This is a genomic window from Paenibacillus sp. P32E (assembly GCF_001909085.1).
GTDB lineage: Bacteria > Bacillota > Bacilli > Paenibacillales > Paenibacillaceae > Paenibacillus_AQ > Paenibacillus_AQ helianthi.
In genome coordinates, this window is sequence record NZ_LVYY01000004.1 from 23,943 (window position 1) to 40,339 (window position 16,397).

The 16,397-nt window shown below is 51.7% G+C and carries 8 protein-coding genes; 4 read left to right on the plus strand and 4 right to left on the minus strand.

What is annotated here, in order from left to right:
* Nucleotides 1-85 precede the first annotated feature (85 nt).
* The 4 genes from A3848_RS05095 to A3848_RS05110 all read left to right on the plus strand — a co-directional run bounded on the left by A3848_RS05095 (nt 86) and on the right by A3848_RS05110 (nt 5,889).
* On the plus strand, nt 86-2,140 hold the full coding sequence (locus A3848_RS05095; RefSeq protein ID WP_074083885.1) for a methyl-accepting chemotaxis protein: 2,055 nt from the start codon (nt 86-88) through the stop codon (nt 2,138-2,140).
* Nucleotides 2,141-2,333: 193 nt separating this feature from the next.
* Complete coding sequence (locus A3848_RS05100; RefSeq protein WP_074083886.1) at nt 2,334-3,284, plus strand: helix-turn-helix transcriptional regulator; 951 nt, start codon at nt 2,334-2,336, stop codon at nt 3,282-3,284.
* A gap of 108 nt (nt 3,285-3,392) precedes the next feature.
* Nucleotides 3,393-4,898, plus strand: a complete 1,506-nt coding sequence (gene melA, locus A3848_RS05105) for an alpha-glucosidase/alpha-galactosidase (protein WP_074083887.1) — start codon at nt 3,393-3,395, stop codon at nt 4,896-4,898.
* A gap of 94 nt (nt 4,899-4,992) precedes the next feature.
* On the plus strand, nt 4,993-5,889 hold the full coding sequence (locus A3848_RS05110) for a stalk domain-containing protein (protein ID WP_178381909.1): 897 nt from the start codon (nt 4,993-4,995) through the stop codon (nt 5,887-5,889).
* Between the two features lie 65 nt (nt 5,890-5,954).
* On the opposite strand, the gene yhbH is transcribed toward A3848_RS05110, so the two are convergent.
* The 4 genes from yhbH to A3848_RS05130 form a co-directional block, all read right to left on the minus strand.
* Nucleotides 5,955-7,115: a sporulation protein YhbH gene (gene yhbH / locus A3848_RS05115; protein ID WP_074084048.1), complete on the minus strand. Its 1,161-nt coding sequence runs from the start codon at nt 7,113-7,115 to the stop codon at nt 5,955-5,957.
* A 106-nt stretch (nt 7,116-7,221) separates the two neighbouring features.
* Nucleotides 7,222-8,889, minus strand: a complete 1,668-nt coding sequence (locus A3848_RS05120) for a DUF11 domain-containing protein (RefSeq protein ID WP_074083889.1) — start codon at nt 8,887-8,889, stop codon at nt 7,222-7,224.
* Entirely contained in the window at nt 8,886-15,608 is a 6,723-nt protein-coding gene (locus A3848_RS05125) for a DUF7507 domain-containing protein (protein WP_143192344.1), read from the minus strand. Before A3848_RS05125 ends, A3848_RS05120 begins: the two co-directional genes overlap by 4 nt.
* Nucleotides 15,609-15,765: 157 nt before the next feature.
* Entirely contained in the window at nt 15,766-16,395 is a 630-nt protein-coding gene (locus tag A3848_RS05130) for a class I SAM-dependent methyltransferase (protein WP_074083890.1), read from the minus strand.
* Between the last annotated feature and the right edge of the window lie 2 nt (nt 16,396-16,397).

A 16,397-nucleotide genomic window follows, 5' to 3' on the forward strand; every position in this document is an offset into this window, starting at 1 on the left:
TTCATGAATCACCGAAACACAAGGTACAGCCTTTATGTTGTCTATTAAGGGCTGTACCTTTATTTTGTCCTGAGGAGAGAGTGTAATGAAACGCCCGCGTAACTTACGATTTAGATCGGTAGGCATCAAGTTGTTCGTCATTTTGTTCTGTACGATTGTGCTGCTGTCCTCGGTCCTGGGTCTGACTTCATATTATGCAGCAAAAGGCATCATTACAGATCAGGTTGCTGCTGCTTCCTCCCAGTCCATCGTGCAGGCTGCAGACAAGCTGGATTTTCTATTTGCCGAGTATGAAGCACTTTCGCGGCAGTTTGCCGTGGATTCTATTTTAAAAGCAGATATGGAGACGGTGAACCGTCCGGGAGCCGGAACTGTCGCCAAAGCGGCGGCTGAGGACCGGATCCGCCGCAAGCTGGACTCGGTCAAAGGCTCGGATGAACGGATGCTGGGCATCCGGCTTATCTCAAGAAACCTGGTGGAGTCCGAATCTTACAAGTCGACAGGCATCAGCGCCGTCCGCAGCGACGAAGGCATTCTGGCAAGAGTAAAACAGATTGATGAAGCCAAAGGCGATCCCGTCTGGTTCTCGGTAAGGGCCAAAGGCTTCTTCGATGTGTATGCCGAGTCTTCGATGACGATGGGCAGGCTATTACGGAATATCAAGCATCCCGAAGCGGAGTACTACATGCTGATTGAGATCAAGGGTCAGGCGCTTACAGATATTCTCTCCAATCTGCATATCGGGCGTGCCGGTGAGATCCGCATTCTGGACCCGTCAGAAAGTATTGTGTATGGAGCGGACAACAAGCTACTCGGCGAAGCCTCATACATACACCCTGAAACAGAGCCACCGAAGGGGCAGCTTCATTCGTTCACAAGTGAAAACGAGCAGGGTGCTCCTCAGCTTGTGGTCTATCAGCCGCTGGATACGGCCAAGTGGACGCTGATGGGATATGCTCCGGTTAGTGATTTTACCAAATCTGCGGACAAGCTGCTCTACATCACACTGTTGGTTGTCCTCGCTGCGGTTGTGATTGCTCTGTTGATCGGCTACCTTCTGGTCCGCCAGATTGGCCGTCCTCTGGGCAAGCTAGCCCGGCTGATGGAGGAAGGCGAGCAGGGCAATCTTCAGGTGCGCACGAGCTTCAAAGGCCAGGATGAGATTGGCCGGCTGGGCCACAGCTTCAACAAGATGATGGAGCAGATCTCATTATTAGCAGGCCAGAGCGGCAGCTCGGCAGCTCAGGTTCTGTCTACCTCGGAGCAGTTGGTGAATGCGTCCAGTACGACCTCCACCCATGCAAGAGAAGTGGCGGCTGCCACTGAAGAAATTGCCCACGGGGCAGCCAGTCTGGCGCTTGAAGCAGAGAGCAGTAACCGCAACGTGGAATTGATGAATCTCCAGATTAAGGAAGTGAAGGAGATCAATCAGGCCATGGATACTTCGGCGGAGAAGGTCATCACAGTCAGTGACCAGGGAGCGGAGCTGATGAAGACACTGGTTGCCCAGAGCGAATCCACTGTGCGGATGATGGATTTGATTCAGGAAAATTCCATCAGACTGAGAGAAAGCACACATCTGATCCGCAGCATCCTGACCCCAATGGTTGCTGTGAACAAGCAGACGAATATTCTGGCGCTCAATGCTTCCATTGAGGCTGTTAGAGCTGGAGCAGCCGGAAGAGGTTTCATTGTGATTGCAGACGAAATCCGCGGGCTGGCCAATCAGTCCAACCAATCAATTGCCTCCGTGTCAAGGATTACAGAGGAAATCAGCAGTCATATTGACAATACGGTCCAGGTTGTGGGCGAGACTGCTCCGCTATTTCGTGAACAGATTGCTTCCGTACGGGAATCTTCTATTATCTTTGAAGATGTCCGGGCAGAGATGGAGCAGTTCATCGGCTATTTGAATGAGTCGTCGGCGTCGGTCACGGCACTGACAGAGTGCCAGCAGCTGCTGGGTGAATCCATGGCCAGTGTCCGGGCGGTAGTTCAGCAGACCAGTGCCTCCACGGAGGAAGTGGCCTCCATGTCCTCACAGCAATTCATCGTGAGCGAGGAGCTGGTCGCTCTGTCCGGCAAGCTGGAGACGCTCGCTGAGGAGCTGAAGCAGTCGCTGGTTTCTTTTCACGGATAAGCTTGATTGGAAAAAGTAGGCCCCTGCGTCGAATCATCGGCGGGGGGCTTTTTGGCATCGTCTGTTTCGCGTTGAACCTATCCGATTCTTGTTCTGGCAGGATTCTAAGGATACACTTAGTCTATAACAGAAGGCATCGAGAGGCCTTATAGGAAGAAATGAGCATTCTGCATACTGAAAGGGGGAGGCTTGCTTGCCAGAATTAAATGGAAGCCTGTTTCAGCAGGCTTTGCTGGAAGGGGAGTATAGTCCGCATTTTTTTGCCTACTATTATAAGCAGTGGAATTCATATACGATGGCGTACCATCAGCATCATTCGACGGAGATCATGTACCTGATTTCGGGAAGCTGTATAGTCGATGTGTGGCAGGATGCGAATGCAGAGGAACGCTTCCGCCTGAAGCGGGGAGAGCTGATTATGCTGGATGCTAATGTGCCGCACCGTCTAATTGTCGAGGAGGGCACGTCGTGCCGGATGCTGAATGTTGAATTTGGCTTCACAGCTTCTACGGGAGCGGCCCCTTCCATCGCCAGACTGGCCGGGGAGGAAGAGGACCTGGCCGCACTGCTGCGTATGCCATTCCGCAGTCTGGTGCTGCCGGACCCTGAAGAGGTATTTCATGTGCTTAAATCGCTTGTACTGGAGCTGGACCGGCACGGCGGCGATGGTGAAGCGCGGGGGGCCGGGCAAGGGGGCATAATGATCGGGCTGCTGTTTGCCGAGCTGCTGCTGCGCTTATCCAGACTTCGTCGGGAACAGCTTCAGACCAGCCAGCAGCCCTCGCAGCTCTATGTGCGGCGCGCGATTGAATTTCTGCATCAGAATTATGACCGCGGTATTCAGGTCAAAGAGGTAGCTGCCGAGGTCAGCGTTCATCCCGGCTATTTGCACCGCATCTTCCGGGCGCATACGGGCCGGACACTAACGGACTACCTGAATATGCTGCGTATGGAGAAGGCAAAGATGCTGCTGGGACAGAGCGAAATCCCTGTTGCGGAAATCGCTGACTATGTGGGGATTAGCAGCAGGCAATATTTTCACCTCCTGTTCAAGAAGTACACCCGCTGTACTCCAGTGGAATACCGTAATTCGATAGAACGCTTCTCATGGAGTGATCATCAGCCAACGGCTACAGACAGGTGAGGATTATTGACAGGTTACCGGTAAAATAGTCATGATATTGGTAACGCTTCCCGCGGCCACCTTGCTACAATGGACAGGAACCATTCATTCATTGGGAGGATGATAGCAATGTCTTTTAAAGTAGCTTTTATAGGGGCGGGCAGTATCGGGTTCACACGCGGCTTGTTGCGTGACCTGTTGACGGTACCGGAATTCAAGGAGATCGAAGTCTCCTTTATGGATATTAATCCTCAGAATCTGCAGATGGTCACCGAGCTGTGCCAGCGGGATATCCGGGAGAATGGCCTGAAGATCACAATCTCACCTACGACAGACCGCAGAGAAGCGCTCAAAGATGCCAAGTACGTATTTTGTACTATTCGCATGGGAGGGCTTGAGGCGTTTGCAACCGATGTGGATATTCCGCTGAAGTATGGCGTAGACCAGTGCGTGGGTGACACCTTATGTGCAGGCGGAATCATGTACGGGCAGCGGGGGATTGCCGAAATGCTGGAGATTTGCCGTGATATCCGGGAGGTGGCTGCGCCGGATGTGCTCCTGCTCAATTACTCGAACCCGATGGCCATGCTGACCTGGGCCTGCAATAAATACGGGGGTGTGCGGACGATTGGACTGTGTCACGGAGTGCAGCATGGGCATCAGCAGATAGCCGAGGTCTACGGGCTGGAGAAATCCGAGGTGGATATAATTTGTGCCGGGATCAATCACCAGACCTGGTATATCTCCGCGAGGCATAATGGCAGGGATCTGACTGCAGGGCTGCTTGAAGCTTTTGAACAGCACCCGGAATTCAGCCGGACGGAAAAGGTGCGGATTGACATGCTGCGCCGCTTCGGCTATTACAGCACCGAATCTAATGGACATTTGAGCGAGTATGTTCCGTGGTACCGCAAGCGCAGCGGTGAAATTATGGACTGGATTGACCTGGGCTGCTGGATCAACGGAGAAACCGGGGGGTATTTACGGGTATGCACCGAGGGACGCAACTGGTTCGAGACTGATTTTCCCAACTGGATGAAGGACCCCGCACTGGAATACCATTCTGAACACCGGAGTGAAGAGCATGGCTCCTATATTATTGAAGGATTGGAGACGGGCAGAGTATACCGAGGTCATTTTAATACCGTCAATAATGGTATTATTGCCAATCTGCCGGATGATGCCATTATTGAAGCGCCGGGATATGTCGATCATAACGGCATCTCTATGCCGCTGGTCGGTGAGTTGCCGCTTGGTCTCGCCGCTGTGTGTAATGTCAGCATCTCCGTACAGCGTCTGGCCGTTGAAGCTGCCGTTCATGGCGATGACAAGCTGCTGCGCCAAGCCTTCATGATGGACCCGCTGGTCGGAGCCGTCTGCAACCCGAAGGAAATCTGGCAAATGGTCGATGAGATGCTGGTTGCCGGAGAACCTTGGCTGCCGCAATACGGTGCAGCAATTGCCGAAGCGAAGGCGCGCCTCTCCTCGGGTGAACGGATCCCGACCCTCACTGATAATGCCGGTGCTGCCCGGCTGAAGGTAAAGAGCGTGGACGAAATGATGCAGGACCGTGATGCCGCGAACAAAAACGCCGGTGAATCCGATAAGGGCAAGGATAGAGAGAAGGCTAATTAGGACTCCAAAGGACATACATGGAAGTTGACGATAAAGTAGAAAGGGTGATTTTAATTATAATGGGGGTATAAGGAATTTGATGAAGAATTTAAATATGAGTAAGATTGCAGTGTTCTTTCTGGCCTTCGTTCTGACAGTTATGTCTTTGGGTCCGGCAGCAGCCTCCGCAGCGGCACCAAACGTGAAGACGATCCGTGTCTTCGTCCAGAGCAAGGAAATCCATCCGAAGGCTGCTCCTATCCTGCAGGGGGGCAGAGTGTACATCGAGTTCCGCAGTGTTGTACTGGCTTTAGGATTCAAGTTCAACTACGATGCGGCCAAAAAGGTGATCACAGCAGATTCGGAGGATGCTTCCTTCAAAATTGATCTTAAATCGGGGAAGACCTTTCTTAACGGCCGTGAATTTACCTACAGTAAAGATGCTCCAATGATACTGGGCTCCGGAGCCAATGTACTGGTTATGAATCATTTGTTCAATGCTACCTCCAATATTAGAGTGAACTATGATGCCGTTCATAAAAATATTGTTGTCTACCGGACCGAAGCAGAGTCTGTCGATTATCTCTCCCTTGCCAATAAGGAAGCGGCTGTTCCGGATGCCGACAAGGCAGCCATCTATACATTGCTTGATAAATATATACAAGCAATGAACGATGAGGATGCACTGGCGCTGATGGCGGTGGATCGCTCTCCTGAAGCATATTATACCAATCGGAATCTGAGCAAAGATCAGGTCAAGCTGCTGCTGGAAAACAACTTTCTCAAACACGAGCTGAAGTATACCAAGAAGCAGGCGACCGTTGTCTCATATGGACCGAATAAGGCCACAGTCTATTTTGTTTATACTGTCAGTGACAAGGATGATAAAAGTTCAGTGATACAACTATTTTATTATCTTAAATCGGTTGTCAAGGCCTCCGATGGCAAATGGTATTTGGATAACAAGGGGGATACTGTGCTGCATGTTGAGCTTTTATTAAGTGACGAATAACTGTCAATGGTTCAAAAGGATATCGACAGTAAAAGACCTCCACCTTTCCGGGTAGAGGTCTTTTCTTACTGCACAGTGTGCTTTTTACCGAAAAAGGTCTTCAGTGCCTGATAGACTTCCTTCTTGTCCTTGATCACATAATGCATGAACTGCTCCTGCTTCAGATGACGGTATGCAGACATCAGGGTACTGCTTCGGTTGTATTGGTTAACCTCTCCATAGCCGAACATGTTGCTGCGCTTCAGCAGCTCGCCGATCAGCTTGACACAACGTTCATTATCAGAGGTGAGATTGTCGCCGTCAGAGAAGTGGAAGGGATAGATGTTATATTTGGAGGGCGGATAACGGCTGTCGATAATGTCCAGTGCCTTCTGATAGGCTGAGGAGCAGATGGTTCCCCCGCTCTCGCCACGGGTGAAGAAGTCATGCTCGCTGACCTCCCTGGCCTCTGTGTGGTGTGCCAGGAACACAATTTCCACCTTTTCATACTGGCGCCGGAGGAAGCGGGTCATCCAGAAGAAGAAGCTGCGGGCACAGTATTTTTCAAAGGTGCCCATGGACCCGGAAGTATCCATCATCGCAATAATCACCGCGTTGGAATGAGGCACCGTGATATCATCCCAGGTTTTGTAGCGCAGGTCGTCGGGGCTGATGCTGTGAATGCCGGGTTTGCCCCGGCTGGCATTGCGGCGCAGGTTCTCAAGCAGGGTACGCTTCTTATCAATGTTGGACATCATGCCTTTTTTGCGGATATCGTTGAAGACGATGGATTTGACTTCGATCTCTTCTTGTGCCTTGGGGGCAAGATGGGGCAGTTCCATATCCTCGAACAAGATGTCCTCCAGATCCTCCAGATCGACCTCCGCTTCTACCGTATCCTGACCGGGCTGATCGCCTGCCTTATCGCCTTTACCCGGCTGGGCGGACTGGGAATCGCGGCCGAGTACATCCCCGACCTGACTTTCACCATCGCCCTGGCCGACGTGCTTCTGCTTGCGGAAATTGTAGATAATCCGGTACTCATCCAGACTGCGGATAGGCACTTTAACGATTTGCTTGCCGTCGGACATAATAATATTTTCTTCAGTCACGAGGTCAGGCAGATTATCCTTAATGGCTTCCCGGACCTTCTGCTGATGACGTTCCTGATCCTGATGGCCTTTACGGTGAAGGGACCAGTCTTCTTTGGATACGACGAACGCGTAATGACCGGATGATTGCGGCAGAACGACCACCTCCCATGGAATATTAATCGGTACGGGCACAAAGGGTGACTGAAGGGCAGGTTGTAACTAAAGTATATTCATGGGGCTGGGGGATATGTGAACCTTCTTATTCACTGATTTCTTCGATGATCATTTTATAGCTGTTCGAGCGGGTCTCCCCGGAGTATCTATGCCCATCGATAGTGTACATATAGAGTGCGGTTAAAGAGCCCTGGAGAGCACGGCCCAGATAACCGGGATTGATGCGGATTACATAGCTGAGTTGGATGGTTTGCCCCGGTTGCACCGTACCGAGGGGGATAATCCCGCTGTACGGGGTTTCAGGTGTAACATAACCCGTTGCGAGGGTGCTTCCCTGGGGAACGATCTCTATGAGCGATACCTCAGCCGGATAGTTGCCGCTGTTGGTAACGGAAATATAGAATTCGGCAATACCGCCGGGTTCAGCTATTGGAGGCTCACCTGTAACTTGAACAGAGATGACCGGTGAGAACAACAAGGTGACTACGGTGTTGGAACGTTCAGTCTCCCTTACAATGCGTCCATCAGGCAGTCTATAAGTATACTGTACGCTGCCCTGATTCTGGATTACAGGGTTCTGGTGTATGTTGGTCTCGGCCGGGATGGAGACAAGAAAATCAACAATAGCCGCGGAGCCTGCCCTTAGGGTGCCAAGGGGAATACCCTCTCTGGGATGGGTCCCCTTCTGAGCAGTTCCGTTGAGATTCACACTATCCCAGATAAATAGTGTGTCGTCAGGCATAATATCTGCAAGGACTGCATCCACCGCCAGATTCCCGCTATTGCTGACGGTGAACACATAACGCAGATGATCCCCGGGAGCTGCGTTGGATTTATTAACCTTTAGGCTGACGGACAGCCCGGAGTGAACAACGGTAACATTGACCGTGTTGCTCTTGGTATCAGCCGTATCCCCGCCTGTGTAGTAAGAAACAACGGCCTGCGTGGTTAATACTGATGTTGCAGGGGTTGAAGTGACTCTAACCTGATACGTGATTTCTGTGGTTGTACCTGTGCCCAGCGGCGCCACTAGTATGCCTTTGGCCGGGTCGTTATCAGGCGAATAAATACCGCCGGAGATGACACTTCCGGGGAGGAACACGGTCCCATCCGTTACAGGAATGGTTGCTGTAATATCGGTCAGCAGCCGGGTTCCCTCGTTCTTTAGCCACAGTGTGTAGGTTACAGTATCCCCGATAAATGTGGTAGATGTGCTTGCGACTAGCAGAATGGAGAGCTGGTAGGAGAGCAGAGCAACTGTAACCTGGTTTGATAAAACTTCTCCCTGCACGATCCTCCCCTCCGGAGTGCTAAAGGAATAGACGGCCTTGGCTCTATTGCTCAGCTTCAGTGAAGGCGGAAGTGCAACAACAATGACCTGAAAGGCAATCTGTACGTCGGTCTGTGGAAAGATCGTTCCCAGCGGTATGCCGGAGGAAGGAGAGACCCCGGGAAGGGGAACTCCATCTCGCAAGACGCTGTTGGCCATAAAGGATACGCCAGAAGGAATAGCGTCTATCAGGGTAGCCAATGCCGACACATTGCCTTCATTTCGGGCAACGAATGTGTATACTAGGGTCTCTCCAAGGGAGGCACTGGTTTGATCCGCGCTTTTTAATATAGAAAGAACCGGACCTACAATCGGGGTGTTGATCTTATTAGAGTAAGTAATGGAGTCTATGCCCGCTGCCGATCGGAAGAACACCTTGGATTGATTGGTTACAACAGGTTGAAAGGGGAAAGCAGAGCTCATGTCTGAATCACCCTTACCTGGAAGGTGGTGGTAGAGGAGGCTCCAGGCGCAACCGTTCCAATTACAATGCCTGTAGCAGGACTAGCGCCGGGACGGGCGGCTCCATCCACCGTGACACTGCCGGTGACGAACTGGCTGCCTTCTGGAATCGGGTCAACCACCACTACATTATTCACGGGAACAATTCCGTTATTCGTGACCACAATAGTATACGTGATTATGTCTCCGACGACCGCATCAATAACAGGAGTGCTCTTGACGGCCGTTACATCAGGAGAGGAGACCGGAATAACCAGTTTGTTCGACAAAGATGAGCCAGAGAGCAGACGGCCATCCGGCGGACTGAATGTGAAGGTGGACGCGGCTTGATTCACAAGCTGCTGCGGTGATGGCAGCGATGCCACGGTGACCTGCAAGGTAATCGTCACGGTGATAGTTGCACCCGGAGCAACACTGCCGACATTCAGCCCGCTCGCCGGATCAGCTCCAGGCTGTGATACGCCATTTACGATTACACTGTTCGGAATAAACAGCGCGCCTGGAGGAATGGTGTCTGTAATCGTGACATTCGCCGCAAGGTTGCCGGTATTCGTGATGTTGAGGAAATAGGTTACAGTATCTCCGACCGTTGCGTTTGTGGTATCCGCTGTTTTGACAATGTTAATGAACGGCTGGTACACCGGGGTAGCTAGAGTGTTGGAATATGAAGCCCCTGAGAACGCCCCGGAGGTAAAGCTCACGGAAGCCTGATTGTTCAGAATGGCTGGCGTAGGCAGTGTATTAACAAGGATGCTGAAAGTGACTTGTATTGTTGCTCCCGGTGCAACGGTGCCCAGTGATATGCCATTGGCCGGATTGGCTCCCGGCAGAGGAGTTCCGTCAACGACTACGCTGCCGCTGACAAAGGAAGCGCCCGCCGGAATGGGATCACTGAGTACTGTATTATTGACCGGTGTAATGCCGCTGTTGGTAACAGAGATGCTGTAACTGATGGTATCCCCGATAACGGCATCGGTTGCAGCTGTAGTCTTGGCGACAAGCACATTCGGTGATGAGATTGAAATCTGATTGATGTTGGAGTGCGATGTCTGATTGAAGGTCCGGGCATCCGGTAAGGTATAGGCATAGGAAACAGTAGCCTGGTTGGTCAACTGCTGGCTGACCGGCAAAGTATCGATAACAACAGAGAAAACAACACTAAGGCTTGCCCCGGCGGCAATCGACCCCAGTAGAATTCCTGTTGCAGGGTCAGACCCCGGAGACGGAGAACCGTTAATCAGCACGCTGTTGGCGAGAAGAGTGGACCCGGCGGGAATGGTATCCGTTAAAGTGGCATTTGCCGGGTAATTCCCTTGATTACTTACATTGACCGTATAAGTAATCGTGTCTCCAACCGTCGCATTTACAGAGCTTGAGCTTTTGGCTGCACTGATAACCGGCTGATAGACTGGTGTAGTCTGGATATTGGAGAAGCCTACACTAGAGAGTGCTCCGGAGGTGAAACTGACAGAGGATTGATTGTTCAGCAATCCGGTTGCCGGCAGCGAGGTTACCGTAACGTTAAAGTCTACGGTAACTGAAGCGCCAGGGGCAATAGTGCCTATGGTTACACCTGTAGCCGGAGAGGTTGCGGGTCGCGCCACACCATTCACCAGCACACTGCCTGTTACAAATGTAGTACCTGCAGGGAGCGCATCTGTGAATACAGCATTATTGACAGCAGCAATCCCATTGTTGGTCAATGTCACTGAATAAGTAATGGTATCGCCAATGGTGGTAGCGGTTGTTATTGTCGTTTTGACTACGGCGAGATTCGGATTCGAGACAGGAAATGTAATGGTATTGGACAGGACCGAGCCGCCAAGCGTCCGCCCATCAGGCAAGGTGAAGCTGTAAGCTACGGTTCCTTGATTCACCAGCACTTGAGGATTAGGGAGTGAAGTGATCACTACCGAGAAGGCGACTGTTACTGTTCCTCCAGGAGCGACAATACCGGCGGCAATTCCAGTAGACGGATCAGCCTGAGGGAGCGGGGAGCCATTAATCAGCACGCTGTTGGGCTCAAAGATAGTACCGGCCGGAATATTATCCGTAATGGTTAGGGTTGCTCCATAATTGCCTGTATTGCTGACCGCTAAGAAGTAGGTTACGGTATCGCCTACTGTGGCATTCATTGTACTGGCGCTTTTGACGGCGGCAATAATGGGCTGATATACGGGGACGCTAACCAGATTGGAGAATACCGAGCCGGAAAAAGAAACGCCCGAGGTATACGTAACTGTGGCCTGATTGTTGATTGATACGCTAGCCGGGAGGGATACAACCGTTACACTGTATGAAACTATAGCAGATGCGCCAATAGCCAATGTGCCTATGCTTATCCCGGTAGCCGGATTGGCATTTGGAAAAAGAACGCCGTTGACCGACACACTGCCTGGCACAAAAGCAGTTCCCGGTGGGGGAGGATCACTTAGTATTATATTGTTGACCGGATCAATCCCGTTGTTGGTAATATTGACGGAATAAGGGATAGTATCTCCAATGGCAACCGATGTAGAGGTTGTGCTTTTCACCACAGCGACGTTAGGCGCGGAGACGCCGATCGTCACCACATTGGATAATGCTGTGCCGGTCAGCAGACGTCCGTCAGGCGGTGTAAAAGTGAAGGTTGCCGAAGCCTGATTGACTATTTGCTGTGGGGAGGGCAGCGAAACAATAATGACGGTGAAACTGACGGTCACACTTGCGCCCGGAGCCACAATTCCGACAGCGATCCCCGTATCCGGGGCTGATCCCGGCTGGGGGAATCCTCCTACAATAACACTGTTGGGATCAAATTCAGTGCCGTCCGGGATGTTGTCTGTAAGGGTTACATTTGCGGTAAGATTGCCGGTATTATTGACTATAATCGAGTAGATGACAGTATCGCCAATGGTTTTATTGAACGCATCGGGACTCTTGACCAAGGAAATTTGCGGCTGAATGACCGGTGTAGTTGTAATGTTGGATGATGAGGAGCCTGAGAATACACCGGAGGTAAAGCTGACGGTTGACTGGTTGTTGATTTGTGAAGGAATCGGCATTGTTATCTTCACCTCAAATGTTACGGCGACTGAGGCCCCGGGGCCCAGACTGCCGATTGGAATGCCGGCGGACGGGATTGATAGCGGCTGGGAGACACCGCCCACAATTACGGTTCCGGAAATGAAGGCTGCATTCTCAGGCAAGGGATCACTGAGAATGATCTTGCTGACAGCAGCAATACTGTTGTTCGTCAGAACGGAGGTGAATGTTAGAATATCACCCGTAACGGCGTCAATGACATTCACGCTTTTTACAATACTTACGTTAGGCGCGGAGACAGGAATGGAGAGTGTATTCGATACGGAATTCCCCCCAAGCTGCCGGCCATCGGGCAGGGTGAAGCTGAAGGCAGCCGCCGCTGTATTAAGCAGCAGCTGGCCGGGCGGCAGCGCGGTAACTGTGACCAGGAATGAGACGGTAACACTGTCGCCTGGTGCGAGTGGTCCTACAGGAATGCCTGTGGCGGGATTGAATCCCGGCAGAGGCGTGCCACCAATGCTCACGCTGTTTGCTTCGAATACTGCCTGCGGCGGCAGAGTGTCGGTCAAGTTCATCGTTGCGGCAATGTTCCCGGTATTGCTGACAAGAATGGAATAGGACAGGGAGCTGCCGACAGAGGCCTGTGCTGCATTCGCGCTTTTTTCAAGAACGATAACGGGGATGAACACTGCAGTGCTGATCGTATTTGACAGAGCGGCACCACTGAAAGAACCGGAGGTGAAAGAAGCGCTTGCCCTGTTCACAAGGACTGCCGGATTAGGCACGAAACTCACATTCACCTGAAAGGTTACGGTTGCTGTGGCACCTGCAGCGATGGTTCCGAGACTAAAGCCGGCGCCAGGGTTAGCGGAAGGTAGCGGCGTCCCGTTGATGGTGACACTTCCGGCTACAAATGCACCGCCAGTTGGAACCGGATCGGACAGGACCACGTTGTTCACAGGTACGCCACTGGGATTTTTGACCGCCACAGTGTAGGTGATATACTCCCCGACAGCAGCATTGGTAAGATTCACACTCTTGATCAGGGTGATGCCCGGTGCGGATACCGGAATACTCACTGTGCTGGACAAGCTTGTTCCAGAGAGGGAGCGCCCGCTCGGCAGTTGATAGGTGTAGCTGCTGCTGGCTTGATTCACTAGCACGGCTGGAGACGGAAGTGACTGCACCGCTGTAAGGAAGGTAACAGTAACCGTTGCTCCAGGGCCCACAGCTCCCAGCGGTATCCCCACAGTGGGTGAATCCGATGGACGGACCACACCGTTGACGGTGACACTGCCGGGCACAAAGGCTGATCCTGCCGGAATGTTGTCACTTAGAATAACTGTGGCAGCCAGATTCCCCGAATTCTGCATCTGCAGGGTGTAGAGAACATTCCCGCCTACAGTCGCACTGGCTGTATTCGCACTCTTATTGATCCCTATGACTGGCTGATAGACAGGCGTTGCCGTCGTATTGGATTGGGTGATCCCTGTAAACACACCGGAGCTGTAGGATGCGGATGAGCGGTTTGAGAGCTGTGCAGGTGAAGGTACAGAGGTCACAGATACCTGAAAGGTAACGGTGACACTGGCGCCTGCTGCAATAGTACCTACAGTTATTCCCGTTCCAGGATCAGCAGACGGGCGCGAAGATCCGTTGACATTGACGCTTCCCGCAACAAAAGTGCTACCCGCCGGAAGCGGGTCAGACAATATAAGATTGGTGACCTGGGCAATTCCATTATTGCTGATTATGGAGGTATATAGGAGGACGTCACCTACGGCAACATCAGGGAAGCTTGCGCTTTTTACGATCACAACATTCGGCAGAGTAACAGGAATTGTAAGCGTGTTGGAAGCGGCTGATCCGGCCACCGTCCTGCCGTCCGGTACCACAAAAGTATATGCGGCAGTTGCCTGGTCTACGAGCTGAGACGATGGAGAAAGACTATTTACCACTACCCGAAACTGGACGGTTGAGCTGCCTCCGGCAGCAATGACGCCGATGGCGATACCTGAGGCTGGATTGCCTGCTACCGGGGTTCCGTTCACTGTGAAGCTTCCGGGCACATAGGAGCTGCCGGCGGGAATATTATCGGTTAGCGTAGTAGTTGCGCCAATATTACCCGTGTTAGCAATCTGCAGGGTATAAATAATTTGATCGCCGACAGTGGCATTTGTGGTGTTGGCGCTTTTGACAATGCCAAGGACCGGAGAGTATACCGGCAGAGAGGCAGTATTTGAAGGAATAACTCCAGTCAATATCGATCCGCCCGCGACACTCTGGAACGTAAATGCGAGATTGGCCGTATTGGCAACAATCTGCGAAGGTGGCAATGAAGTGACTTTGGCTTGGTATGTAACGGTCACAGAGGTGCTGAGAGTCAAAGTCCCAAGGGGAATGCCTGCTGTTATATCATACATAGGCCTAGGTATACCGGCTACAACCACACTTCCGGTCACAAAAGTTAAGCCTGCCGGCAAGGCATCTGACAAAACGGCGCTGGTCGCACTGGCAGTGCCCGTATTGCTGACAGTTACGGTATAGGTCAACGTATCTCCGACGATGGTTCCCGCCGCATTTGAGCCTTTGGTTAAGGTGATTTTGGGAGCATTGATGTCAATCTGCAGCGCATTTCCATTGACAACGTAGGCATCGCCAGAAGTGGTTAGGGTCAATAAGGCAGAAGACTGATTGTTGACGAGTCTCGCGGAGACATCGACATTGGTGATATCCCAGCCTTGACGTCCAGCAATGATGTTGGTTCCAGGACTGCCGTTGGTCTGATTGCGGGTCCCAAAGGTCCCGGTTGTATTGAGCACACCGGCATCATTATTTATCTGTGAAGCAAAAAAGTTGGTGGAGAAGTTATTGGGGCCAGACAACGCTACCTGGGTAGAGGTAGTTGGACCAAACAGCGCCTGATCTCCGGAACGGTTGGCATCTCCTTCCTGTGCGCTGAACAGAATTCTTCCGCCCAGTGCTCCTGACACAGGGGTCGCGAATCCAGTAATGGTTGTGACCACAGGAGCAGAACTGGCCTGTACAAGCACAGCGCCTGCCCGGAGAGACATATTGCGGAAAGGAAGAGACGGATTCGAGTAAATAACGCCTAAGGTCCAGCCCGCATGATTCGCTGTAGTATCGCCAGTAATTACTATCGTACCGACTACACTGCCTGCGGTATAGCTTCCGGCCCCCCCTGTCTGAATAATGCTGGTTACATTCGCGGAACGTACATAGGCGAAGCCTCCGCCGCCCAAATCGACAGAATTGCTGGTCGCTGCGTCCGGGGAGACACTGAATAGAGTGCCCGCCGGCGTGGTGAAGGAGATCGGATTGTTAATGACAGAACTCAGGTTGACGGAACCGTTAATATAGGAGCCTGCCCAAATCAGCTCTGCATACAGCACTGTACTTCCTGAAGGTATCGACAGAATGGCAGCCGAGCTGTTGCTTGTATATAGATTTGTAGTTCCAGCGGGATAGGTTCCAAATGTGGAGGAAGTATTTACTGTGGTAAACGCCCCGATACTATCTTGAGTGCCCGGTACACCAGTTGTTTCAGACCTGCTCAGGCCTAGCGTGTTGCCCGTGAAAGTGATGGCACCGGTCGCGTTAATTGTAGCCCGAACGACTAGAGGAATGATTTTCACCTCCTTATACAGAAGATACAGTATGTTATGACAACAATAAAAAAGGCAGACCGCTCGTTTTTTGAGAACGGTATGCATTTTATTCGGTTTGTTATTAGCCTATGACAGAATGTGGTAATAATTGTTTGTAATGGGCACATAATTAAGTTTATCTTGTCTATTCTGTGATCGCTCTTCTCCGGGCGAGCAGGGCGCGGGGTTCAGGGTAGGCTTTGCGGCTCATGTCTTCGAGCTCTTCAGCTGTTATTGGTTTTTTAATCACCGCAAAATGGTACATAATTTCATGAACGACATTGGACTGCAGCGTCTTCAGAATCTCCAGTTCCTCGGCTTCATAAAGGATGTCGTCAAAAGGATACTGATAGAACAGCTCCATCCGAAGCAGCCGATAGTCAAAGGGTGGCGCAGGCACCGGATAATCGGGGATTTCCGGAGAAATGGCTCCGGAGGAAGGCTGGAAAAAGCTGCCGGTTAAATGGCGGGGAGTATACTCGTCGAATTTCTGCTTGAACAGAGGATTAGAAATGTGGGGGAAACTGTGGGCATAAGGGGCCAGAATACAAACAACAGCTTTGTGGGTGCTGATCCGGTAGATTTCCGCCATTACGGCAAATAAATTGTCCACATACGGCAGCACACGGCTGGCCATAACAAATTCTGCAGTATTGTCCGGCAGTGGAATTCCCGTATTAATATTGCACACGATATCCACTCCGGGGCAACCTTCACGGCCGATTCCCAGATAACCAGATTCTTTGCCGGAACCGCAGCCGATATCTATTTTCAAGG